Source organism: Ramlibacter montanisoli (genome assembly GCF_013087525.1).
Lineage (GTDB): Bacteria > Pseudomonadota > Gammaproteobacteria > Burkholderiales > Burkholderiaceae_C > Ramlibacter > Ramlibacter montanisoli.
This window is the reverse complement of sequence record NZ_JABFCS010000001.1, coordinates 3,001,757-3,023,721: the sequence shown is the minus strand read 5'-3', so window position 1 is coordinate 3,023,721 and position 21,965 is coordinate 3,001,757. Positions and strand designations below refer to the sequence as shown.

18 protein-coding genes and 5 pseudogenes are annotated in these 21,965 nt (G+C 67.8%); 15 read left to right on the top strand and 8 right to left on the bottom strand.

The window, feature by feature from the left end; genetic code table 11:
- The first annotated feature begins 42 nt into the window (after nucleotides 1-42).
- The 3 genes and pseudogenes from HK415_RS14855 (at nucleotide 43) to HK415_RS14845 (ending at nucleotide 3,626) form a co-directional block, all read left to right on the top strand.
- A pseudogene (locus tag HK415_RS14855) lies at nucleotides 43-2,105 on the top strand (molybdopterin-containing oxidoreductase family protein).
- Nucleotides 2,106-2,122: 17 nt separating this feature from the next.
- Entirely contained in the window at nucleotides 2,123-3,199 is a 1,077-nt protein-coding gene (locus HK415_RS14850; protein ID WP_171563460.1) for an aminopeptidase, read from the top strand.
- Nucleotides 3,192-3,626: a polyhydroxyalkanoic acid system family protein gene (locus tag HK415_RS14845; protein WP_171560628.1), complete on the top strand. Its 435-nt coding sequence runs from the start codon at nucleotides 3,192-3,194 to the stop codon at nucleotides 3,624-3,626. The genes HK415_RS14850 and HK415_RS14845 overlap by 8 nt, the downstream gene beginning before the upstream one ends.
- A gap of 81 nt (nucleotides 3,627-3,707) precedes the next feature.
- On the opposite strand, the gene HK415_RS14840 is transcribed toward HK415_RS14845, so the two are convergent.
- Nucleotides 3,708-3,962 carry an acyl-CoA-binding protein gene (locus HK415_RS14840; RefSeq protein WP_171560626.1) on the bottom strand — a complete coding sequence of 85 codons (255 nt, stop codon included), beginning with the start codon at nucleotides 3,960-3,962 and terminating at the stop codon, nucleotides 3,708-3,710.
- A 379-nt stretch (nucleotides 3,963-4,341) separates the two neighbouring features.
- Between HK415_RS14840 and HK415_RS14835 the strand changes: the two genes are divergently transcribed.
- Nucleotides 4,342-5,757 carry a wax ester/triacylglycerol synthase family O-acyltransferase gene (locus tag HK415_RS14835; RefSeq protein ID WP_253262255.1) on the top strand — a complete coding sequence of 472 codons (1,416 nt, stop codon included), beginning with the start codon at nucleotides 4,342-4,344 and terminating at the stop codon, nucleotides 5,755-5,757.
- Here HK415_RS14835 and HK415_RS14830 read toward each other — a convergent pair.
- The 5 genes and pseudogenes from HK415_RS14830 to HK415_RS14810 all read right to left on the bottom strand — a co-directional run bounded on the left by HK415_RS14830 (nucleotide 5,754) and on the right by HK415_RS14810 (nucleotide 9,449).
- Complete coding sequence (locus HK415_RS14830) at nucleotides 5,754-6,212, bottom strand: hemerythrin domain-containing protein (RefSeq protein ID WP_171560623.1); 459 nt, start codon at nucleotides 6,210-6,212, stop codon at nucleotides 5,754-5,756. The genes HK415_RS14835 and HK415_RS14830 overlap by 4 nt on opposite strands.
- Nucleotides 6,213-6,275: 63 nt before the next feature.
- Nucleotides 6,276-7,049: pseudogene (locus HK415_RS14825) on the bottom strand (hypothetical protein).
- Nucleotides 7,050-7,079: 30 nt separating this feature from the next.
- Nucleotides 7,080-7,753 (bottom strand): annotated as a pseudogene (locus HK415_RS14820) (TetR/AcrR family transcriptional regulator).
- A gap of 2 nt (nucleotides 7,754-7,755) precedes the next feature.
- On the bottom strand, nucleotides 7,756-8,928 hold the full coding sequence (locus HK415_RS14815; RefSeq protein WP_309246705.1) for a patatin-like phospholipase family protein: 1,173 nt from the start codon (nucleotides 8,926-8,928) through the stop codon (nucleotides 7,756-7,758).
- A 2-nt stretch (nucleotides 8,929-8,930) separates the two neighbouring features.
- Nucleotides 8,931-9,449 (bottom strand): phasin family protein, encoded by a 519-nt coding sequence (locus HK415_RS14810; RefSeq protein ID WP_171560621.1) that lies wholly within the window; start codon nucleotides 9,447-9,449, stop codon nucleotides 8,931-8,933.
- Nucleotides 9,450-9,584: 135 nt separating this feature from the next.
- Here HK415_RS14810 and HK415_RS14805 point away from each other — a divergent pair.
- The 6 genes and pseudogenes from HK415_RS14805 to rfbC all read left to right on the top strand — a co-directional run bounded on the left by HK415_RS14805 (nucleotide 9,585) and on the right by rfbC (nucleotide 16,185).
- A pseudogene (locus tag HK415_RS14805) lies at nucleotides 9,585-11,571 on the top strand (SDR family oxidoreductase).
- 8 nt (nucleotides 11,572-11,579) lie between these two features.
- A complete protein-coding gene (locus HK415_RS14800) occupies nucleotides 11,580-12,725 on the top strand; it encodes an acyltransferase family protein (protein WP_171560618.1) in 1,146 nt (381 codons plus the stop codon).
- A 47-nt stretch (nucleotides 12,726-12,772) separates the two neighbouring features.
- Nucleotides 12,773-13,837 (top strand): dTDP-glucose 4,6-dehydratase, encoded by a 1,065-nt coding sequence (gene rfbB, locus HK415_RS14795; RefSeq protein ID WP_171560616.1) that lies wholly within the window; start codon nucleotides 12,773-12,775, stop codon nucleotides 13,835-13,837.
- Nucleotides 13,838-13,844: 7 nt separating this feature from the next.
- On the top strand, nucleotides 13,845-14,738 hold the full coding sequence (gene rfbD, locus HK415_RS14790) for a dTDP-4-dehydrorhamnose reductase (protein WP_171560614.1): 894 nt from the start codon (nucleotides 13,845-13,847) through the stop codon (nucleotides 14,736-14,738).
- 6 nt (nucleotides 14,739-14,744) lie between these two features.
- Nucleotides 14,745-15,631: pseudogene (rfbA, locus tag HK415_RS27175) on the top strand (glucose-1-phosphate thymidylyltransferase RfbA).
- Entirely contained in the window at nucleotides 15,628-16,185 is a 558-nt protein-coding gene (gene rfbC, locus HK415_RS14780; RefSeq protein ID WP_171560611.1) for a dTDP-4-dehydrorhamnose 3,5-epimerase, read from the top strand. The pseudogene rfbA and the gene rfbC overlap by 4 nt, the downstream one beginning before the upstream one ends.
- 3 nt (nucleotides 16,186-16,188) lie before the next feature.
- Here the strand turns inward: rfbC and HK415_RS14775 are convergent, their stop codons facing one another.
- On the bottom strand, nucleotides 16,189-16,866 hold the full coding sequence (locus HK415_RS14775; protein WP_171560608.1) for a class I SAM-dependent methyltransferase: 678 nt from the start codon (nucleotides 16,864-16,866) through the stop codon (nucleotides 16,189-16,191).
- A gap of 425 nt (nucleotides 16,867-17,291) precedes the next feature.
- On the opposite strand from HK415_RS14775, the gene HK415_RS14770 reads away from it, so the two are divergent.
- Nucleotides 17,292-17,903: a glycosyltransferase family 2 protein gene (locus HK415_RS14770; RefSeq protein ID WP_171560606.1), complete on the top strand. Its 612-nt coding sequence runs from the start codon at nucleotides 17,292-17,294 to the stop codon at nucleotides 17,901-17,903.
- Nucleotides 17,904-18,040: 137 nt separating this feature from the next.
- Here the strand turns inward: HK415_RS14770 and HK415_RS14765 are convergent, their stop codons facing one another.
- On the bottom strand, nucleotides 18,041-18,331 hold the full coding sequence (locus HK415_RS14765) for a hypothetical protein (RefSeq protein WP_171560604.1): 291 nt from the start codon (nucleotides 18,329-18,331) through the stop codon (nucleotides 18,041-18,043).
- A gap of 164 nt (nucleotides 18,332-18,495) precedes the next feature.
- Between HK415_RS14765 and HK415_RS14760 the strand changes: the two genes are divergently transcribed.
- From HK415_RS14760 to HK415_RS14750, 4 genes are all read left to right on the top strand, one after another.
- Entirely contained in the window at nucleotides 18,496-19,398 is a 903-nt protein-coding gene (locus HK415_RS14760) for a class I SAM-dependent methyltransferase (RefSeq protein WP_216369806.1), read from the top strand.
- 212 nt (nucleotides 19,399-19,610) lie between these two features.
- Nucleotides 19,611-19,973 (top strand): ABC transporter permease, encoded by a 363-nt coding sequence (locus tag HK415_RS27170; RefSeq protein ID WP_216369805.1) that lies wholly within the window; start codon nucleotides 19,611-19,613, stop codon nucleotides 19,971-19,973.
- Nucleotides 19,974-20,012: 39 nt separating this feature from the next.
- Complete coding sequence (locus tag HK415_RS27165) at nucleotides 20,013-20,447, top strand: ABC transporter permease (RefSeq protein ID WP_373684592.1); 435 nt, start codon at nucleotides 20,013-20,015, stop codon at nucleotides 20,445-20,447.
- Nucleotides 20,448-20,452: 5 nt separating this feature from the next.
- Nucleotides 20,453-21,820, top strand: coding sequence for an ABC transporter ATP-binding protein (locus HK415_RS14750; protein ID WP_171560601.1), 1,368 nt, complete (start codon nucleotides 20,453-20,455; stop codon nucleotides 21,818-21,820).
- Nucleotides 21,821-21,965: the final 145 nt, after the last annotated feature.

Genomic DNA, 21,965 nt, shown 5'->3' with positions numbered 1-21,965 from the left:
TCGCGCGGGCAGCGACAATGCTTTTTGCGCAGAATGCATGCTATGTCCCCCGATCCGCAAACGAAAGAGATAGCCAGCGTGCAGCAGGTGCTGGGCGCCTGTCCGCACGATTGTCCCGATACCTGTGCCCTCGTCACCACAGTGCAGGACGGCGTGGCCTTGCGCGTGCAGGGGAACCCCGCCCATCCCCCGACCGCCGGCGTTCTTTGCAACAAGGTGTCTCACTACGTCGAACGCAGCTACCACCCGGAGCGCCTGCTGCAGCCGATGAAGCGCGTGGGGCCCAAGGGATCGGGACGCTTCGAGCCGGTCGCCTGGGACGTGGCGCTCGATGACATCGCACGGCGCCTCGGTGCGATCGCCGCGCGCGACCCGCAGGCGATCCTGCCTTACAGCTACTGCGGCACCATGGGGCTGGTGCAGGGCGATGGCATGGCGGCGCGCTTCTTCCACCGCATCGGCGCCTCGCTGCTCGATCGCACGATCTGCGCTTCGGCCGGCGCGGAGGCGCTGACGCAGACGCTGGGCGGCAAGGTCGGCATGAAGGTGGAGTTCTTCGCCGAGGCGAAGCTGATCGTCATCTGGGGCAGCAACTCGATCGCCAGCAACCTGCACTTCTGGCGGCTCGCGCAGGAGGCCAAGCGCCAGGGCGCGAAGCTGGTGTGCATCGACCCGCGGCGCAGCGAGACGGCGGAGAAATGCCACGAGCACCTCCAGCTGCTGCCCGGCACCGACGCCGCCCTCGCGCTGGCGCTGATGCACGAACTGGTGGCGAACGACTGGCTCGATCACGCCTACCTGGAAGCGCACACCCTCGGCTGGGACGCGCTGCGCGAACGCGCGCTGCGCTGGAGCCCGGAGCGCGCGGCCGCCGTCTGCGGCATCCCCGCGCAGCAGATCCGCGACCTGGCCCGCGACTACGGCACCACCAAGCCCGCGGCGATCCGCCTGAACTACGGCATGCAGCGGGTGCGCGGCGGCGGCAACGCGGTGCGCGCCGTCGCCTGCCTGCCGGCGCTCACCGGTGCCTGGCGGCATCGCGCGGGCGGCGTGCTGCTGTCCAACTCCGGCTGGGTCCCCGCCGACCGCGCCTACCTGCAGCGGCCGGACCTGCTGGCCGGCCGGCAGCCGCGCACGATCAACATGGTCACCATCGGCGACGACCTGCTGCGCCCCGCCTCGCCCGCCTTCGGTCCCGCGATCGAGGCGGTGGTGGTCTACAACAGCAACCCGCTGGCCGTGGCGCCGGAGTCCGGCAAGGTGGTGCGCGGATTCGCGCGCGAGGACCTGTTCACCGTGGTGCTGGAGCAGTTCCGCACCGACACGGCGGACTATGCCGACTACCTGCTGCCGGCCACCACGCAGCTGGAACACTGGGACGTGCACCCGTCCTACGGCCACACCGACGTGCTCCTCAACCGGCCGGCCATCGCACCCGTCGGCCAGGCCCGCACGAACACCGACGTCTTCCGCGCACTCGCCGCCCGCATGGGTTTCGACGAACCGTGCTTCCGCGAAAGCGACGAGACCCTGTGCCGCCATGCCTTCGGCGACAAGGTGGATTTCGAAGTGCTGCTGCGGCAGGGCTTCGCCAGCCTGCAGGTGCCCGACGCGCCCTTCGCCGAGGGACGTTTCCCCACGGCGTCCGGCCGCTGCGAATTCTTCAGTGAGCGGCTCGCGCGCCAGGGGCTCGATGGCCTGCCGGACCACGTGCCGAACTACGAGGCCGCCGGCAGTCCACGCGCTATCCGCTGGCGATGATCTCGCCGCCGGCGCGCAACTTCCTGAACTCCAGCTTCGTCAACGTGCAGAGCCTGCGCGACATCGAAGGCGAGCCGCTGCTGGAGATGCACGCGGACGACGCGTCCTCGCGCGGCCTGCAGGACCGGCAAGTGGTGCGCGTCTTCAACGACCGCGGCGAATACCTGTGCCGCATGCGCGTGTCGCCGCGCGCGCGCCCCGGCGTCGTCAACGGCCTGGGCATCTGGTGGCGCAAGCTCGGCCTGGCCGGCACCAACGTCAACCAGCTCACCAGCCAGCGGCTCACGGACCTCGGGCGCGCGCCCGTGTTCTACGACTGCCTGGTCGAAGTGCAAGCGGCGTGAGGAAGAAGGCACTCCTGATGGGACTGGCAGCGGTGGTGGGGGTGGCGGTGGCAGCGACGCTGTGCCTTTCGGGCTGCGCGAACGTCGGCTACTACTGGCAGTCGGTCACCGGCCACCTGAAGATCATGAGCGCGGCGCGGCCGGTGGGCGACCTGCTGCTGGAGGCCGAAACGCCCGAACGCCTGCGCGAGCGGCTGCTGCTGTCGCAGCGCATCCGCGACTTCGCGGTGAGGGAACTGAAGCTGCCGGACAACCCGAGCTACCGCCGCTACGCCAACCTGCACCGCAACGCCGCGGTGTTCAACGTGACGGCGGCGACGGCGTACTCGCTGGAGCTGAAGACGTGGTGCTTCCCGGTGACCGGCTGCGTCGGCTACCGCGGCTACTACGACGAGAAGAAGGCGCGGGCGGAGGCGAGCGAGCTCGCGCAGCAGGGCTTCGAGACCAACGTGTATCCGGTGCCGGCCTATTCGACGCTGGGCCTGATGAACTGGGCCGGCGGCGACCCGCTGCTCAATACCTTCCTCGGCTATCCGGAAGGCGAGCTGGCGCGCCTGCTGTTCCACGAACTGGCGCACCAGGTCGTCTACGCGAAGAACGACACCATGTTCAACGAGTCCTTCGCCACTGCGGTGGAGCGCCTGGGCGGCGCCCGGTGGCTGCAGACGCAGGCGGACGACAAGGCGCGCCAGGAGTACGCGGCCTTCGACCAGCGCCGGCGCCTGTTCCGCGAACTCTCGCGCGCCACCCGCGCGCAGCTCAAGGCGGTGTACGAGACGCCGGGCCTGGAGCCGGCCGCGAAGGAGCAGGCCAAGCAGCAGGTGATGGAGCAGTTCCGCGCCGGCTACGCGCGCATGAAGGAGCAGGCCGGCGGCGACCCGCTGGTCTGGCGCGGCTACGACCGCTGGGTGCGCGAGGCCAACAACGCCTTCTTCGGCGCGCAGGCCGCCTACGACGAACTGGTGCCCGGCTTCGAAGCCCTGTTCCGCATCAAGGGTGGCAGCTGGACGGCGTTCTATGATGCGACCCGGCAGCTCGCCGCCCTGCCCAAGGAAGAGCGGCACCGACAACTGAAGGAGGCCGCCGGTGGCTGACATCCATATCGTCCGCGAACACGGGCTCGGGCTGGAACGGGCCCGCAAGCTGGCGTTCCGCTGGGCCGAGGTCGCGGAGAAGAAGCTCGACATGGATTGCACCTACGAGGAGGGCAAGGCCCACGACCTCGTGAGCTTCAAGCGGCCCGGCGCCAGCGGCGAACTGAAGGTGGGCAAGGACCGTTTCGAGCTGAATGCCCGCCTGGGCATGCTGCTGGGGGTCTTCAAGGCCAGGATCGAAAGCGAGATCGTCCGCAACCTGGACGAACTGCTGGAGCACGAGGATCCGCTGTACGCCTTCGAGCAGGGCCTGCACAAGCACGAGACCAGGCACGCCGCCAAGCACGAGAAGAAGCCGGCCAAGCATGCGGAGCACAAGGCGCCGGCCAAGGCCGTGAAGGCGCCGGCGGCACGCAAGGCGAAGTAGGGAAGCCCTGGGTCCCCGCCTGCGCGGGGATGACGGGTGCCGTAGGTCGGGTGAGCCCGCAGGCCAACCCCGACGCCCGCGTCAGCCCAGGGACTGGATCAGCTCGATGTACTGCCGCTTGGCGTCGTCGCTGCCGGTGCCCTTGAAGCCGTTCCAGGCGTCCCACTTGGCGCGGCCGATCATGTCGCCGAAGCCGGGCTTCTTTTCCGCGTTGTCGCCGATGGTCGCCTGCTTGTACAGACCGTAGATCTTCAGCAGCGTGGCGTTGTCCGGACGCTGCGACAGCTTCTTGGAATTGGCGACGGCGGCTTCGAAGTCGGCGTTGAGGTCGGCCACTGGATGCTCCTGGATCGTTGGGGTCGGCTATCTTAAGGAATTCACTGAAGAATTCGCCTGCGGCGAATTCTTCAGTGGCTTGATCAGTGTGAAGGGGACCGGCGAAGCCGGATCCCCTTCACAGGTGAGACCTGTCTCCACGATGTTGCGCCAGGTCTTGTGCCGCTGCGCGGAAAGCAACATCCTGTGGGGAACCGCTTCCTGGGTCGCGCGGAATATCATGCAGCGCGACCCCCTTGTGAAGAGGATCCGGCTCCGCCGGTCCTCTTCACACTGATTAACAACCATGAAAAATCGCCATAGGCGATTTTTCATGGTTATCTTAATTTCATGGAGCCCGCCAGAATAGGGCGGGGCACCAAAAGAGGGGACGATGGCGATGAAGCTGGCCGGCGAGAGCATGTCCAAGGTGGACACCGCGTGGTTGCGCATGGACTCGGCCAGCAACCTCATGATGATCCTGGGCGTGTGGACGCTGCGGCCCGCAGTGCGCTACGAAGCCCTGTGCCGGCGCATGGAGGAGCGGCTGCTGCCCTACCCCCGCTTCCGCCAGCGGGTGGTGGAGGAAGGCGGCGCCACCCGCTGGGTGGACCACGAGGTGGACATCCGCGAGCACGTGCTGCGCGAGAAGTTGCCGCGGCACAAGGACGGCCCGCAGGCCGCGCTGCAGAAGCGCATCGGCGAACTGGCGATGACGCCGCTGGACCGCGGCCGGCCGCTGTGGCAGATGCACCTGGTGGAGAGTCACGACGGCGGCAGCGCGCTGATCATCCGCATCCACCACTGCATCGCCGACGGCATCGCGCTGATCTCGGTGACCATGTCGCTGGTGGACGGCGGCGCGCCGCCGCCGGCCCGCGCGCGCAAGCCCGCGCCGGCCGACGCGGAAGCCTGGCTGGCCGACCACCTGGTCAAGCCGCTGGCGGCGGTCGCGATCAAGGCGCTTGCCAGCGCCGGCGACGGCGCGGCGCGTTCGCTGGCGCTGCTGCTCGATCCGCAGAAGGGCCTGCACGGCTCCATGGACCTGGCGCACACGGCGTACCAGCTGGTGAGCGATGCCGCGGCCCTGCTGCTGATGCCGGACGACTCGCCCACGCGCCTGAAGGGCAAGCCGGGGAAGGCCAAGCGCGTGGCCTGGTGCCCGCCGCTGCCGCTGGACGAGGTGCGGGCCATCGGCAAGGCCTTGAACTGCTCGATCAACGACGTCCTCCTGAGCTGCGTGGCGGGCGCGATCGGCCAGTACCTGCGCGCGCAGGGCGATGAAGTGGAAGGGGTGGAGATCCGGGCCATGATCCCGGTGAACCTGCGTCCGCTGGAAAGCGCGCACCAGCTGGGCAACCAGTTCGGGCTGGTGCCGCTGGTGCTGCCGGTGGGCGTGGCGAACCCGATCGAACGCGTCTACGAGGTGCGGCGGCGCATGAACGCCCTCAAGGGCAGCACGCAGCCGCTGCTCGCCTTCGCCGTGCTGGCGCTGGCCGGCCTGCTGGTGAAGCCGGCGCAGGACGCGATCATGGACACCTTCCGCAGCAAGACCACGGCGGTGATGACCAACGTGCCGGGGCCGCGCGAGAAGCTGAAGGTGCTGGGCTCCACGCTGGAACAGGTGATGTTCTGGGTGCCGCAGTCGGGCGACATCGGCCTGGGCGTGTCGATCCTGAGCTACGGCGGCAGCGTGCAGTTCGGCGTGATGGGCGACACCGTGCTGTGCCCCAGCCCGCAGGCCATCATCGACCAGTTCGAGCCGGAGTTCGCCAAGCTCTCGCTGGTGACGCTGATGCTCCCCTGGGGCGACTAGGCTTCCTGCTTGATCCGCAGCGAGGTGAATTCCGCCTCGTAGTCCTTGGCCAGCGCCATCTTCTGCTCCTCGTCCAGCACCTCGCCGGCCTGGGGGAAGAACTTCTGCTCCTCCTCCTGCAGGTGGTGCTCGACCTTCTCGCACAGCTTCTGGCAGCACTCCTGCCATTCGGCCGCGTGCGGGTCGAGCTCGTCGAGGTGCTCCACCATCTCGTCCATCTCGTGGTGTTCGGCGATCGCGTGCCGCGACAGGTCCATGGACTCGTCGTGCTGCATCAACGGCACGTAGAAGCAGCGCTCCTCCGCGGTCTCGTGCGCGGCCAGTTCCGCCTTGAGTTCCTCGAAGACGTGCTGCCGTTCCTCGCTGGCCTGCTTGGTCGCCAGCAGGCGGGCGGTGAGCTCACGCTGGGCGCCGTGGCTGACCATCAGCGCCTGGAAGATGTTCTTGGGTTCCATGGCCGGATTGTTCCGGCCGGCTGAGCCTGGGCCTGTAGTCTGCGGACGCGTGCGCCCGTAAGGTCAGGCTTCCAGTTCGGCGCGCGCCAGCTCACGTCCAGCCGCTCCATGGCGTCCAGCGGCTGCAGCGCCGCGGCCTGCTCGTACAGGCGGGTGGCCTCGCCCATCCTCTTCTCGCCTTCCAGCATCACCAGGCCGTTGGCGTATTCGATCAGCGCGATCGGCGAGCGCGGGTGGATCTTCAGCGCCTCCTGGAACATGCGCAGGCCGGTCTCGGTCTTGGCGCCGTAGGTCATGCCGCCGATCAGCGTGCCGACCTTGTCGATCACCTCGGCATGGAAGGCGCCCAGCGCGATGTGCGCGTCCGCGTGGCGGGGCTGCAGCCGGATGGTGTGTTCGAGGGCGTCCTTCACCTTGCCGCCGAAACCCTGCGCCAGCGCCTTGGCGACGCTGATGCCCTGGCTGTAGCGACCCAGGGCATAGGCCTGCCAGTAGAAGGCGTTGGCATTCGCCGGGTCGGCGGCGGCCTGCAGCGCGCGCCCGGCTGGCCGCTTCCAGGAACAGGTCGTGGCGCAGCTTCTCCTTCTTCTCCAGGTAGTTGGCGTAGATGCAGGTCGCCTTGTTGGCCACCGTCACGCCGGCGCCGCCCGCCGCCAGGCCCGCCTCGAAGGCGCGATGGAAGTCGCCGTTGTGGAACAGGACCCAGGCCTGGAGCACGGCAGGATCGGCGGGCAGGGGCTCGGCATCGCCCGCGTGCAGGCGGGCCCACTCGCGCGTGACGCTGGCCGCGTCGTGGCTGAACTCACCGAGCTGCGGGAAGGCTGTCCAGGGGGCCATGGTGTCCTGTGTCTCCCTTGCTGCCTGCCTTCACCCTCCCGGTGCCGCGCTGCCTCCATAGGCCCCGGCCAGCCGCAGCAGGTGCGTGCGTTGTGCAGGTTCCAGATAGGGTACCAGCAGATGGAGCACGTGGTGCGCCCCGCGCAGCAGCGCCTGCTGCGCGGCCTCGGGCTCCAGCGCGCGCGGCGCGGGTCGCGCACGTACTCGTAACTCAACCAGTAGGTGAGCACCACCACCATGCTGGTCGCCGTCGCTTCCAGCTCGCGCGTGTCGATGCGCACCGCGCCGGAGCGGCTCATGCCGTCCAGGAGCGCTCGCACGGCCCGCGTCTTGTTCTTCAGGACGTACTGGAAGTGCGTCTCCAGCCGCCGGTTCTTCGACAGCAGGTCGTTCAGGTCGCGATAGAGGAAGCGGTACTGCCAGATCAGCTCGAACAGGGTGTGCAGGAAGAACCAGGCGTCCTCGACGTCGCGCACGCCGTCGGCCGCATTGAGCAATTCACTTAAGCCCGCCTCGTAGCGGTCGAACAGCGAGTTGATCAGCTCGTCCTTCGCCGGGTAGTGGTAGTAGAGGTTGCCGGGGCTGATGTTCAGTTCGGCGGAGATCAGCGTGGTGGACACGTTCGGCTCGCCGAAGCGGTTGAACAGGTCCAGCGTGACCTCGAGGATGCGTTCGGCGGTTCGCCGCGGGGCTTTCTTCGCCATGGTCAGGCAGGATGCAGCGTGCGTTCGAGGTCGTCCAGCACCGTGTGCAGGCGCCCCAGCGCACCCGCCAGGCGGCGCGGCCGCGGCGGCGCCACCAGCACGCGGCCCGCGTCCTGCAGGACCTCGCCGCGGATCCGGATGCCGTGCCGCTCCAGCTTCGGCGCGAGCTGCGCCTGGCCCGCGCGCAGCCAGGCGCGGGTCTGCTGGTAGGCGTGTTCGGCCAGCCGGCGGCGCTGCCCGTAGCTGAAGGGATTGGCGCCGAACAGCTCGCGGTCGCCCGGATCGGGTTCCAGCAGCAAGATGTCCGTCTGCGGGAAGGCGCGCGCGTAGTGCTTCATCCCCAGGGCCAGGCGCGAATGGATCATGGTGCGGAAGGTCTGGCCGAGGACCGCGGCCAGACCGCCGGCGGCGAGGTCCCGCACCGCGAAGGGCACCAGCGGGTTGATGCACAGGACCAGGTCCACGCTCTCCTGCAGGGCGGCGGAGGCGTGCATGGTCTTGGTCAGCGCACCGTCCACGTAGTCGCGCCCGTCGATGCGCACCGGCGGGAACAGGCCGGGCAGGGCGCAGGTCGCCTGCACGGCGCGCGACACCGGGACGTGGTCCCAGCCGGGGGCGCCGAAGGCCACCGGGCGACCCGTGTCGAGCTCGGTGGCCAGCAGGGTGAGCCGGCCGCGCAGCGCGCGGAAGTCGTTGCTGCGGCCCGGGCGGGAGAAGATCTCCTGCAGCCGCAGGTGCACTTCCTCGTTGGAGAACAGGCCGGTGGGCAACACGGGCGCCATGCCCTCCAGCGCCTGCAGCACCGGCTTGCCGCCCCAGGTGGCCTGCCAGAGGGCGCGCAGCGACAGGGCGGGCAGGCGCTGCGCGCGCCCGGCGAATTCGCGCCAGGCCGGGATGGTGAGCCAGGCGGGGTCGAACACCTCGGCGCCGGCCGCGGTGTTCTCGATGAAGGAGGCGCACATCTCGCGCGGGGCGATGCCGTTGGCCAAGCCCGCGGCGATGAAGCCGCCGGCGGAAACGCCGACGTAGTGCGGCAGCGCGGTGAAATCCAGGCCCTCCAGGGCCTCCTCGAGCGCGCACAGGGCGCCGATCTCGTAGATGGCACCCAGCGGGCCGCCACCGGCCAGCGCCAGCGCGATCCGCGGCGGCCGGCCGGCGGGGCGGGGCCTGCGCACGGTCAGCCGGCAGCCTTGCGGGCCGGCGCGCGCTTGCGGGCCGCGGCCTTGGCCGAGGGCCGCTTGGCCGCCGGCTTGCGGGCGCCGGTGCGCGCCGGCGCGCCGCCCTGCAGGCTGGCGACGGTGCGCTGGAGCTCGTCGATGCGCTCCATCAGTTCGTCCACGTCGCGCCCGGAGGGCACGCCCAGCTTCTTGAGCGCACGCGACACCCGGTCCTCGAAGATGCTTTCCAGCTTGTCCCACTGGCCGGACGCCTTGCTGGAGAGGTCGGTGGCCATCGAGGCCATGCGGCTGGTCGCCTCGGTCAGCTTGTCCTCGGCCACCGACTGCGTGCGCTTCTGCAGGGTCACGCCTTCCTTGACCAGCGCCTCGAACACCTTGCCGCCTTCTTCCTGCGCCTTGGAGAAGGCGCCCAGGCCGGCCAGCCAGATCTGCTGCGCCGATTCCTTCACGGTGCTGGCGAGCTGGCTGGAGGAGGAGGACTTCCCTTCGTCACGGTTTTTCTGCAGTTTCTTGACCATCGTGCTTCTCCTGGGTTGTGCGGCATCGCGGGTGCCTGCACGCTCACTGTAGCGCGCCTGCGGGGGATGTGTAGATGCCGCTTCCTAATGCAGAATGCCCGGCACCCACCCGGACGGGATTGAGGAGGATCAGCAATGCACTACTTCGTGACCGGAGCGACCGGATTCATCGGCAGGCGCCTGGTGAGGAAACTGCTGCAGCGCAAGGGCGCGGTGGTGTCCTTCCTGATCCGGCGCGAAAGCGAGGCCAAGGTGGCGGAACTGCGCGAGTACTGGGGCGCCAGCGCGGCGGCGAGGCCATGCCCGTGTTCGGCGACCTCACGCAGAAGAAGCTGGGGGTGGCGGCCGACGAGGTGCGGCGGCTCAAGGGCGAGATCGACCACGTCTTCCACCTGGCCGCGGTGTACGACCTGGCGGCCGACGCCGAAAGCCAGGTGCAGGTGAACGTGGAGGGCACGCGGCACGCGGTGGAGTTCGCCAAGGCGATCGACGCCCGGCATTTCCACCACGTGTCCTCCATCGCCGCGGCCGGCCTCTACGAAGGCGTGTTCCGCGAGGACATGTTCGAGGAGGCCGAGAACTACGAGCACCCCTACTTCATGACCAAGCACGAGAGCGAGAAGATCGTGCGCACGGAGTGCAAGGTGCCCTGGACGGTGTACCGCCCGGCGATGGTGGTGGGCGACAGCCGCACCGGCGAGATGGACAAGATCGACGGCCCCTACTACTTCTTCAAGCTGATCCAGCGCATGCGGCAGCTGCTGCCGCCGTGGCTGCCGGCGATCGGCCTGGAGGGCGGTCGCATCAACATCGTGCCGGTGGACTACGTGGTGGACGCGCTGGACCACATCGCCCACCGCGACGGGATCGCGAAGCGCTGCTTCCACCTGGTCGATCCGGTGGGCTACCGGGTGGGCGACGTGCTGGACATCTTCACCCGCGCTGCCCATGCGCCGCGCATGAACCTGTTCATCAATGCGGCCCTGCTCGGTTTCATCCCCAAGGGCGTGAAGAAGGGCCTGCTGGCGATCGCGCCGATCCGCCGGGTGCGCAACGCGGTCATGAAGGACCTGGGCCTGCCCGAGGACATCCTGGAGTTCGTGAACTACCCGACCCGCTTCGATGCCCGCGAGGCCGAGGCGATGCTCAAGGGCAGCGGAATCGCCTGCCCCAACCTGAAGGACTACGCCTGGCGCCTCTGGGACTACTGGGAGCGGCACCTCGACCCCGACCTGCACATCGACCGCACGCGGCGCGGCACGGTGGGCGGCAAGGTGGTGCTGGTCACGGGCGGTCGTCGGGCATCGGCCTGGCGGCGGCCCACAAGTTCGCCGAAGCCGGCGCCACCACCCTCATCTGCGGCCGCGACCAGGACAAGCTGGACGAGGCCTGCGCCCAGGCGAAGGCCAAGGGCTACGAATTCTTCGCCTACCCGGCCGACCTGGCCGACATGGCCGACACGGACCGCTTCGTGCAGGTGGTGCTGCAAGAGCATGGCGGCGTGGACTTCCTGGTCAACAACGCCGGGCGTTCCATCCGCCGCGCCATCGAGTCCAGCTACGACCGCTTCCACGACTTCGAGCGGACCATGCAGCTGAATTACTTCGGGGCCCTGCGGATCACGATGGGGCTGCTGCCCTCCATGGTGGCCAAGCGCCACGGGCATGTCGTGAACATCAGCTCGATCGGCGTGCTGACCAACGCGCCGCGCTTCTCGGCCTACGTGGCGTCGAAGGCGGCGCTCGACGCCTGGACCAAGTGCGCGGCCAGCGAGTACCAGGACCAGGGCATCACCTTCACCACCATCAACATGCCGCTGGTGCGCACGCCCATGATCGCGCCCACCAAGATCTACAACAACGTGCCGACGCTCTCGCCGGAAGAGGCCGCGGACCTGGTTGCCGAAGCCTGCGTGGCCAAGCCGGTGCGCATCGCCACCCGCCTGGGCATCGCCGGCCAGGTGCTGCACGCACTGACGCCGCGGGTGGCGCAGATCGCGATGAACACCAGCTTCCGGATGTTCCCGGATTCGTCGGCGGCCAAGGGGGACAAGGGCGGGAAGCCGCAGCTGTCAGCCGAGGCGATGGCGATGCAGCAGATGATGCGGGGGATCCACTTCTGAGCCACCCGATGCCGCCGATTTCCGCGCCGTCCCAGCCCCAGGCAAGGGATGCCGTCCTGGACATGGCCAAGGGCCTGGCCATCCTGCTGGTGGTCATCGGCCACACCTTGCAGGGGATGTCACACCAGTTCGACGACCTGACCGCGTTCCGGGTGATCTACGCCTTCCACATGCCGCTGTTCGCGTTCCTGGCCGGCGCGGCCGCGACGCACTGGCTGCGCAGGATCGACCAGGCAGGTCCCCTGAGGGCTCGCGTGGGCGAGTCATGGGGACGCGTGAAACGCTCCTCGCTGCACCTGCTGTTGCCGTTCGCAGTCTGGACGCTCATCGGCTGGGCGATGACACGAGCCGCCACGCCCTTGCCGGAATACCTGCTGCGCGTCCTGCGGCAGCCGGACGTGTCGCTGTGGTTCCTCCCGGCGATGTTCTGGTGCGCGGTGTTCGCCAGCGCCTTCGTGCTGGTGTCCGGCGCGGCGGTGCGCTGGCTCGCTGCCCGCTTTCCCGCGCGCATGGGCGGGCGGGGCGCGGCGGCGCTGGTCCAGCTCGTTGTGTTCCTGCTGCTGTGGCACCTCCTGAAACGCAAGTTGACGCCCGCCTTCGGGCTGGTCTTCGCCAATGAATTCCACGGCGGGCTGTTCCTTTTCTTCGCGCTCGGCGCGGCCTCCTTCGGGCCTTTCACCCAGCTGCGCAGCAGGGCCCTGCGGGTGCTGCCCTACCTCCTGTTTGCGGCGCTGGTGCCCTATTGGCACCGTACGCTGCCCCACAGCCTGATGCCTGACGCGCCCGCCTGGCTGCAGCATCCGGCCCTGGCATCGAAATATGCGCTGGTGGTCGCCGTGTCCGGGACACTGGCCGCGGTGGACCTGGTGCGCGTGCTGGCCCAGCTGCCCCTGCGCTGGGTCCATGCGGCCGCTGCCTACGCGGGGCAGGCTTCCCTTGCGGTGTATGCGGTGCACTTCCACTTCCTCGGGATTGCGCCTGCCGTGGTGGCCCCGATGGTCCTCAGCGTCGCCTTCTATGCGCTGGTTTCACGCATTCCGGTGATCCGGCTTCTGCTCCTTGGCATGAGCACACCGCCGCCCGTGCCGGATCGCGTTCCCGGAGGGCAGCAGCAAGTGCAGGACCGGGCAGCGCAGGGGAGCGGCGGCGGATAGCGATAATCCGCGCAGCGCGTGACTTTCCTCGCGACCCACTGAAGAACATGATCCTCGTGACTGGCGGCGCCGGCTTCATCGGCGCGAACTTCGTCCTTGACTGGCTCGCGGCCCATGCCGAGCCTGTCGTGAACCTCGACAAGCTGACCTACGCCGGCAACCTGGAAAACCTGGCGGCCGTGCAGCGCGACTCCCGGCACGTGTTTGTCCACGGGGACATCGGCGATTCGCAACTGGTGGAGCGGTTGCTGCGGGAGCATCGCCCCCGCGCGGTCATCAATTTCGCCGCCGAATCCCACGTCGACCGCTCCATCCATGCGCCCGGGACCTTCATCGAGACGAACGTCGTCGGCACGTTCCGCCTGCTCGAGGCCGTGCGCGCCCACTGGTCAGGGCTGCAGGGCGCCGAACGCGACGCCTTCCGCTTCCTGCACGTCTCGACGGACGAAGTCTACGGCTCGCTGGCCGCGAAGGATCCTGCATTTTCGGAGCAGCACCGCTACGAACCCAACAGCCCCTATTCGGCCAGCAAGGCTGCCAGCGACCACCTGGTGCGTGCCTACCATCACACCTACGGGCTGCCGGTGGTCACGACCAACTGCTCCAACAACTACGGGCCTTATCACTTCCCCGAGAAGCTGATCCCGTTGATGATCGTCAACGCCCTGGCCGGCAAGCCGCTGCCGGTGTACGGGGACGGCCAGCAGATCCGAGACTGGCTGTACGTCGGGGACCATTGCAGCGCGATCCGGCGCGTGCTCGACGCTGGCCGGCTGGGCGAGACCTACAACATCGGCGGCTGGAACGAGAAGCCGAACATCGAGATCGTGCACACGGTCTGCGCGCTGCTGGACGAGCTTCGTCCGAAGCCGGGCGGCGGCGGCTATCGGGAGCAGATCACCTTCGTGAAGGACCGCCCCGGGCACGACCGCCGCTACGCGATCGACGCCCGCAAGATCGAGCGCGAGCTGGGCTGGAAGCCGGCGGAGACCTTCGAGACCGGCATCCGCAAGACCGTGCAGTGGTACCTCGCCAACGGGGAATGGGTGCAGCGCGTGCAAAGCGGCGCCTACCGCGAGTGGATCTCGACACAGTACGCCCAGGCGGCCTAGGCCGGCGGTGAAGATCCTCCTGTTCGGCCGGAATGGCCAGGTGGGCTGGGAACTGCAGCGCAGCCTCGTGCCGCTCGGTGAGGTGGTGTCGCTGGACCGCGCCGGCGAAGCGGGCCTCGCCGGCGACCTGGCCGATCCGGAAGCCGTGGCGCGCACCGTCTTGCAGGTCCGCCCGGATGTCGTCGTGAACGCCGCCGCCTACACCGCGGTCGACAAGGCCGAATCGGACCAGCGTCTCGCTCGTACGATCAACGCCGAGGCGCCGGCCGCGATCGCGCGCGCCTCGCAGGAAGTCGGCGCCGCCCTCGTCCACTATTCCACCGACTACGTCTTCGACGGTACCGGCACGCGCCCCTGGCAGGAGCAGGACACCACCGGTCCGCTGAGCGTCTATGGCCAGACCAAGCTGGAAGGCGAGCAACGCATCGCGCAGGCGCTTGCGCGGCACCTGATCCTGCGCACCAGCTGGGTGTACGGCGCGCGCGGCGGGAATTTCGCGAAGACCATGCTGCGGCTGGCCCGCGAGAGGGACGAGCTGAAGGTGGTCGACGACCAGGTCGGAGCGCCAACCGGGGCGGACTTGCTGGCCGACGTCACCGCGCACGCGATCCGCAGTTGCATGGACGGCAGGGCCGCGCCGGGCGTCTACCACGTGGCAGCCGGCGGCGAAACGAGCTGGCATGGTTACGCCCGCTTCGTTGTTGGGAAAGCGCAGCAGGCGGGGCAGGTCCTCAAGGCAGGTCCACACAAGGTAGTGCCGATTCCTTCCTCCGCCTTTCCCACCCCCGCCCGCCGCCCACATAATTCGCGCCTGGACACCTCACGGTTTCGGGCCACCTTCGGCCTGGCGCTCCCCCACTGGGAACAGGGCGTGGCACGCATGCTGCAGGAAATCTTCTAGACCGACATGACCCGACGCAAAGGCATCATCCTCGCCGGCGGCTCAGGCACCCGCCTGCACCCCGCCACGCTCGCCATCAGCAAGCAATTGCTGCCGGTGTACGACAAGCCCATGATCTATTACCCGCTCAGCACGCTCATGCTGGCGGGCATGCGCGACGTGCTGGTGATCAGCACGCCGCAGGACACCCCGCGCTTCCAGCAACTGCTGGGTGACGGCGGCCAATGGGGCATGAACATCCAGTACGCCGTGCAACCGAGCCCCGACGGGCTGGCGCAGGCCTTCATCATCGGCGACAAGTTCGTCGGCAGGGAGCCGAGCGCACTCGTGCTGGGCGACAACATCTTCTATGGACACGACCTCGTGCCCATGCTGCGCGAAGCGGACGGCCAGCAGGGGGCGCCACCGTGTTCGCCTACCACGTGCAGGACCCGGAGAGGTATGGCGTGGTCGCCTTCGACAAGGCCGGCAAGGCGAGCAGCATCGAGGAAAAGCCGGCGAAGCCCAAGAGCAACTACGCGGTCACCGGACTCTATTTCTACGACAACCAGGTGGTCGACATCGCCAAGGCGGTGAAGCCCAGCGCGCGCGGCGAGCTGGAGATCACCGCGGTCAACCAGGCCTATCTCGATAAGGGGCAGCTGTCGGTGCAGATCATGCAGCGGGGCTACGCGTGGCTGGACACGGGCACGCACGACAGCCTGCTGGAAGCCAGCCAGTTCATCGCCACGCTGGAGCACCGCCAGGGGCTGAAGATCGCCTGCCCGGAGGAGATCGCGTGGCGTTCGGGCTTCATCGACGGCGGCCAGCTCGAAAAACTGGCCGAGCCGCTGAAGAAGAACGGCTACGGCAAATACCTGCTGCGCGTGCTGAACGAGGGTGCTGCCCCGTGAAGGTGACTCCCACCGACATCCCCGACGTGCTCGTCATCGAGCCGAAGGTTTTCGGGGACGCCCGCGGGTTCTTCTTCGAGAGCTTCAACCGCAGCACTTTCCGCGAGCTCACCGGCGCCGATCTCGATTTCGTACAGGACAACCATTCGCGCTCCGCGCAGGGCGTGCTGCGAGGCCTCCACTACCAGGTCCAGCACCCGCAGGGCAAGCTGCTGCGCGTGGTGCGGGGTGCGGTGTTCGACGTTGCCGTGGACGTTCGCCGCTCCTCGGCGACCTTCGGACGCTGGGTGGGCGTGGAACTGAGCGAGGACAACCAGCGCCAGCTGTGGGTGCCGCAGGGGTTCGCGCACGGCTTCCTGGTCCTGAGCGCTTCCGCCGACGTGCTTTACAAGACGACGGACTATTACGCGCCGCAGCACGAACGCTGCATCGCCTGGAACGACCCCCAGGTCGGCGTCGCCTGGCCGCTGCAGCAGGCAGGCGGTGGGCAGCCCTTGCTCTCGGCAAAGGACCAGGCCGGCGTGGCCCTGGCTGCCGCGGAACTGTTCGACTGACGCTCAGGCCCGCGTGGCCACCATGTTCAGCGAGAGGAACTCGCCGAACGGCTCCTTGACCAGGGAAGCGTCCTGGGTTCCGGGCACGAAATGCGGCACGTGGGGGTACTCCCTGCAATCCGTGAAGCCATTGCGTTCCAGCAGGTAGCGCAGCCAGCAGGCATTGAAGCCGGTCTTGTGGAAATCGTAGGGCGTGGTCTGCCCGCCGTAGATGAGGCCGATCCAGGGCGTGTGGCCCGGCTTCTGGAAGTGGTCGAAGTTCCTGGCATAGACCTGCACGATCCGGTCCATGTCGGGAACCGAGATCCGCAGCTGGCCGCCCGGCTGCAACAAGTCACGCCAGCGCCGCAGCAGGGGCTCCACTTCGTCGTGGGCGAAGTGTTCGAGCACGTGACAGGTGTAAATCTCCTGCACGCTGCCATCGGGAAATCGCCGCAGCGTGCGGATGTCGTCGAGGACGTCCACGGCCGGCGAGGGCAGGGCATCGACGTTGCAGAAGCCTGCGAGGCGCACGCTGCCGCAACCCAGATGGAGGCGGTAGGGCGGCAGGAAGCTGTCGAAGCGATCGACGAAGCCGAGACCGGCCGGATGGAACCAGCGTGGGCGGAGGCGTCCGAGCACCTGTCGGGCCCACTGCCGTTGCCGCGGCGTAGTGATCGCCTTCACAACCACCTTGAGCATGCTCACCCTCCTCGGCCGCGGATTTTGCCCTATTCGGGAGTCTGGCCGTCGCACCGGCGCTACGGCAAGACTCCTCCATCACGCTGGCCTCTGCCCAACCGTGGTCTGCGATAATTCGCGGCCCCGTCGAGCCGCGCTACGCCGGCAAGGGATGCTGGTACGAGAAGTGGCGGAGGCGGGAACTGCTGTGGAAGTTGGATGGGGGATCGCCCGCCCTTGCCAAGTTCAAGCAGGCGCTGACAGCGCGCTGTGGCTGTCGCCGAAACAGTCGAGCCCTTTCTGCTGCCCTGCGCCGCTGGGTCGCCCTTGCAGCTTGCGGAGCGTTCGCTGGGTGCGTCCCATCCGCTCCCCCGTGAGGAACTCGGGCCGTGGATGCTGCTCGCGGCGTGCGGACGTCAGATCTATAGGCCTTCACTGCTTCGATAATGAACCACCCGGAATTCACGATCGTCATCCCGACCAGGAACAGGCTGGCCACGCTCAGGAGCGCGCTCAAGACCTGTCTGGAGCAGGACTACGACCATTTCAGCGTCATCGTGGCAAGCAACAACTGCGATGACGGCACCGACGACTACGTTCGCTCGCTTGGCGACAGCCGCATCGTTCTGGCGCCCGTCGACCAGACCTTGCCGATGGGCGAGAACTGGAGTCGTGCCATGCCGCTCGCCCTGGCGCGGGGCGGGTACGTGACCTACCTCGGCGACGACGACGGCCTGGTGCCCCACGCTCTTGCGTTCGCCGCTGAGGTGGTGCGCCGGGAGGGCTGCAAGGTCCTGAGCTGGCGCAAGGTCGAATATGGCTGGCCCAACGTCGTGGTCGAGACGTTCAGGAACCACTTCTCGATGGCGATGGAGCGCGTGATCGAGGTCCGCTCCTCGAGCGATTTCCTGGCCAGGGCGCACGAGTACAGCGTCGGTTTCGACGAGGGGCCGGGGCTGTACTCGTCCTTCGTCCATGCGAGCGTTCTGACAGCGCTTCAGCCTGCCACGGGGGCTGGTTCGCCGCGTGCGCGCCCGACATCTACTCGTCCTATGTGATCGCCAGCGCCGCGCCCGAGTACCTCAAGTGCAGGTTCGGATTGAGTGTCAACGGCGCATCTGGTGCGAGCACCGGAACCGCATACGTGCACCGGCCGGCCTCGGACACGACCACCGAGTTCAAGGGGGAGCGCCATTCATGCGGCGCTGGTGCACGCTCCGAGCGTCCACATGGCAGAAGCCGACGGGCTGCTCGTCGCGCGCGAGCGCTTTGCGGACCGGTTCGCCCCATTCCGGTTCTCCTGGCCTCGGCTGGTCACCAGGCTGATGGGCGACATCGAGAACGCGCCCTCCCGGCTGCACCATGACCTGCTCGCGACGGCACTGGAAAAGGTGGCCGGTTCCAGCGGCACGCCGTGTCCCGAGATCCCCCATACACCGATCGGCAGCACCGCGATCCGAGGCCGCAGCTTGGTTTCGATCTCCAAGGGCACAGACTCACGACCATGCTGGACCCGCGCCTGGTCTCCGACGTGCACCAGGCGGGTCTGCTCGCCAACAGTCTCTTCCCCCTGGCGGAGCTCTCGCCGACCAGGCGGCCATCGTACGGCCAGCGGGCAAGGTGTCCGCCTTGCAGGCAGGATCCGTCCAGATGCCTGAGCGGACGGTGCCCCCGGTGGACTCGCCCGGGTTGGCAAGGCGGGCCTACCGGCGGGCGCGCAGGTACTACCGCTGGATCAAGCACGCCGGCAAGATCGACGGCTGGCTTTCCCGCGAGGCCGACATCACCCGCTGGATGGCACACCAGGACCTGATCAACGGCGCGATCCATGCCTACGAGGACCGACAGGCCCGTGAAGAGGCGGCGCGTGTGGCGTTCGAGCGATTCGGCCGGCTGGCCGGCCAGTCGGCACGCGCCCTGCGGGTGGACTGGAGCGATCGTTACCTGTGCCTGGACGACAGCACGCAGCAGACAGGATTCGACCGTCACTACATCTACCACCCGGCTTGGGCAGCCCGGGTCCTGGCCAGGCTGGGGCCGCGGCGCCATACGGACATCTCGTCGTCGCTGGCCTTTTGCTCCATGGTCTCGGCGTTCATGCCGGTCGACTTCTACGACTATCGTCCGGCGCCGCTGCAGCTGGCCGGCCTGAACTCGCTGCAAGCCGATCTGCTGGCGCTGCCGTTCGAGGACGGCAGCCTCGAGTCGGTGTCTTGCATGCACGTGCTGGAACATGTGGGCTTGGGCCGCTACGGTGATCCGATCGATCCGGAAGGCGACCTGAAGGCCATTCGCGAGCTGCGCCGAGTGCTCGCTCCAGGCGGCAGCCTGCTGGTGGTCGTGCCCGTGGGGCAGCCGAGGGTGCAATTCAACGCGCACCGCGTCTATCGCCACCGCGACTTCCTTTCCTGGTTCGACGGCCTGGAACTGGTCGAGTTCGCGCTGATTCCCGATGGTGAAGCGCCCAACGGCCCCATCTACCATGCACCGGAACACCTCGTCGACCAACAAGTGTATGGCTGCGGCTGTTATTGGTTCAGGGCCCCGGCTTGAGCAACATGCCGGCTCTTGCCTCTTTCCCCTCGCGCCGGCTCGTCGAGGCGCGCGGCCTTTGATGAGATAATGCGGGCTCTAGGAGCACCGCCTCCAAGCCATGCGGCGTCCGTCGGGGTCGTGCACCCCGCGCAACCTGCGCGCCGCAGCCACTGACGATACATGATGTTAACTTTCCAGCACGTCGCAGGATTGCGGCCGGTGCGTGCCACATGAGCGCGCAACAGGCCGAAGTCGTCGTCGTCGAGCCAGGCGTGGCGGACCGTGAATACTGGCGCGAGCTGTATCGCAAGCGGGAACTGCTGTGGTTCCTGGTCTGGCGCGACACGCTGGTGCGCTACAAGCAGACTGCCATCGGAGTGGCGTGGGTCCTGATCCGGCCCATCTTCACACTTCTCATCTTCACGCTCGTGTTCGGCAAGATCGCGCAGTTGCCGTCCATGAATGCGCCTTACCCGCTCCTGGTGCTCAGCGGCCTGCTGCCCTGGTTGTTCTTCGCCACGGCGGTCAGCGACATCAGCAATGGCGTGATCGCGAATGCCGCCCTGGTGGGCAAGGTCTACTTCCCCGGATGATCATTCCCATGGCAGGGCTGTGCGTCGCCTTCGTCGACTATGCGGTGTCCTGCTGCCTGCTGGTGGTCGTCGCCTTGGCTTTCGGGGTGGGGCTGGGATGGAAAGCTCCTGATGCTGCCCTTGCTGACCCTGTGGGTCGCAGCTCTCGCGCTGGGGGTGGGATTGGTGGGCGCGGCGCTGAACGTGCGCTATCGGGATTTCCGCCACCTGATACCTTTCGTGTTGCAGTTGGGCGTGTACATCTCGCCGGTGGGCTACAGCGCTTCACTGGTGCCCGAACGCTGGCAGTTGCTCTACTCCTTGAACCCATTGGTCGGGATCATTGACGGATTTCGCTGGGCCACGCTGGGCCTGGAAAACACCAACCTGTACCTGCCTGGGCTGGCGGCTTCCATGGTCGTGACCGTCGTGCTGCTGGTCCTCGGAACCCTGCTGTTTCGCAGGGCGGAGCGCCGCTTCGTCGACTTCCTGTGAGCGCAATGAGCACCGTCATCAAGGCCGAAGGGCTGAGCAAGGTCTACACCATCGCGCACCAGGAGGCGGGCGAGCGTTCCCTGCGCGCTGATCTCCAAAGATTGTTGCGGCGCATGTCTGGGCGGTCGCCCGAGCACGTCCGACCGGAACCCGAGCGGCAGGCATCGCTCGAGGATTTCAAGGCGCTGGACAATGTGTCGTTCGAGATCCGGCGCGGCGACCGCGTGGGAATCATCGGCCGCAACGGCGCGGGCAAGTCGACCTTGCTCAAGATCCTCAGCCGGGTGGTCGAACCGACCAGCGGCCGCATCGAGTTGCACGGCCGCATCGCGAGCCTGCTGGAGGTCGGCACGGGTTTCCATCCCGAGCTGACCGGCCGCGAGAACATCTTCCTCAACGGCGCGGTGCTGGGCATGAGCCGGCGCGAGACCGCGAGGAAGCTGGACGAGATCATTGCATTCGCAGAGGTCGAGAAATTCATCGACACGCCGGTGAAGTTCTATTCAAGCGGCATGTACGTGCGGCTCGCGTTCTCCGTGTCGGCCCACCTTGATCCGGACGTCCTGATCCTGGACGAAGTGCTCGCCGTGGGAGACACCAAATTCCAGCAGAAGTGCATGGACAAGATGCGCGTGGTCGCAAGCGAGGGAAGGACCCTGCTGTTCGTGAGCCACAGTGCCCAGTCCATCACGCAGTTGTGCCAGTCGGCGATCTGGCTGGATCGCGGGCGGGTCGCTGCCATCGGAAATGCCAGCGAAGTAGTGCAGGAATACCTGGCCACCAGCGACAACGAAATGGTGGACCAGCCGCAGGTTGAGACGGGCGACGCCGCGGCGGATCGCGCCACGAACCTGGCTATCCGGCAACGTGCGCTTTACATGGCAAGGAAGGCCGATGGCGACAGCCGTGCGCGCCTGATCGATGCGCGAGTGGTCGGGAGCGACGGCCGGGTGCGCGGGCGCTTCGAGCGTGGAGAACCCTTCAGTGTCCAGATGCGCTTCGAGATCCTCGAGCCGGGCGGCGACGAGTTCGTGCCCAACTTGCACGTCTACAGCGCCGATGGCGTGCTTCTGACCATCGTGTCACCGCCGAATCGCCTGGTGCGGGACTTCGGTTCGGGTGTGAGTGCCGTGGAATGCAAGATCCCCCGATCTGCTGAACCACGGCGTCTTCCGGGTGCATGTGGCCCTGAGCTCGAAGCTGGCCAGCGACCCCGTGGTCCATGTGTACGCGAGCGACGCGCTGCGCATCCAGATCGACGATGCGATGCGCGACGTCGAAGACCGCAACGGCTACATGCGGGCCATTCCGGGGTTGATCCGGCCCGGGCTGGAGTGGAGGCGGGTTTGAAGGCGGAACCAGATGAGTGCTAACGACCTCTCCGCGCACCGCCCATGGCGAAGGCGCCTCGTGGACCTGATCCGGGCGGCTTCGGCCCCGGTGGCGACGGCCGGGTGGTTCGCCGCGGCAAGCCTGTTGCGCGCAGTCCGGCAGGTCAATACGTGGACGCGTTCGCAA

Excerpts from the sequence above, each read along its gene's own strand:
- HK415_RS27165 (WP_373684592.1), top strand. The coding sequence starts at position 20,013 with ATGCGGTGTCCTGCTGCCTGCTGGTGGTCGTCGCCTTGGCTTTCGGGG.
- HK415_RS14770 (WP_171560606.1), top strand. The coding sequence starts at position 17,292 with ATGAACCACCCGGAATTCACGATCGTCATCCCGACCAGGAACAGGCTG.
- HK415_RS14800 (WP_171560618.1), top strand. The coding sequence starts at position 11,580 with ATGCCGCCGATTTCCGCGCCGTCCCAGCCCCAGGCAAGGGATGCCGTC.
- HK415_RS27170 (WP_216369805.1), top strand. The coding sequence starts at position 19,611 with ATGAGCGCGCAACAGGCCGAAGTCGTCGTCGTCGAGCCAGGCGTGGCG.
- HK415_RS14760 (WP_216369806.1), top strand. The coding sequence starts at position 18,496 with ATGCCTGAGCGGACGGTGCCCCCGGTGGACTCGCCCGGGTTGGCAAGG.
- HK415_RS14850 (WP_171563460.1), top strand. The coding sequence starts at position 2,123 with ATGGGACTGGCAGCGGTGGTGGGGGTGGCGGTGGCAGCGACGCTGTGC.
- rfbB (WP_171560616.1), top strand. The coding sequence starts at position 12,773 with ATGATCCTCGTGACTGGCGGCGCCGGCTTCATCGGCGCGAACTTCGTC.
- HK415_RS14810 (WP_171560621.1), bottom strand. The coding sequence starts at position 9,449 with ATGGTCAAGAAACTGCAGAAAAACCGTGACGAAGGGAAGTCCTCCTCC.
- HK415_RS14775 (WP_171560608.1), bottom strand. The coding sequence starts at position 16,866 with ATGCTCAAGGTGGTTGTGAAGGCGATCACTACGCCGCGGCAACGGCAG.
- HK415_RS14835 (WP_253262255.1), top strand. The coding sequence starts at position 4,342 with ATGAAGCTGGCCGGCGAGAGCATGTCCAAGGTGGACACCGCGTGGTTG.
- HK415_RS14750 (WP_171560601.1), top strand. The coding sequence starts at position 20,453 with ATGAGCACCGTCATCAAGGCCGAAGGGCTGAGCAAGGTCTACACCATC.
- HK415_RS14830 (WP_171560623.1), bottom strand. The coding sequence starts at position 6,212 with ATGGAACCCAAGAACATCTTCCAGGCGCTGATGGTCAGCCACGGCGCC.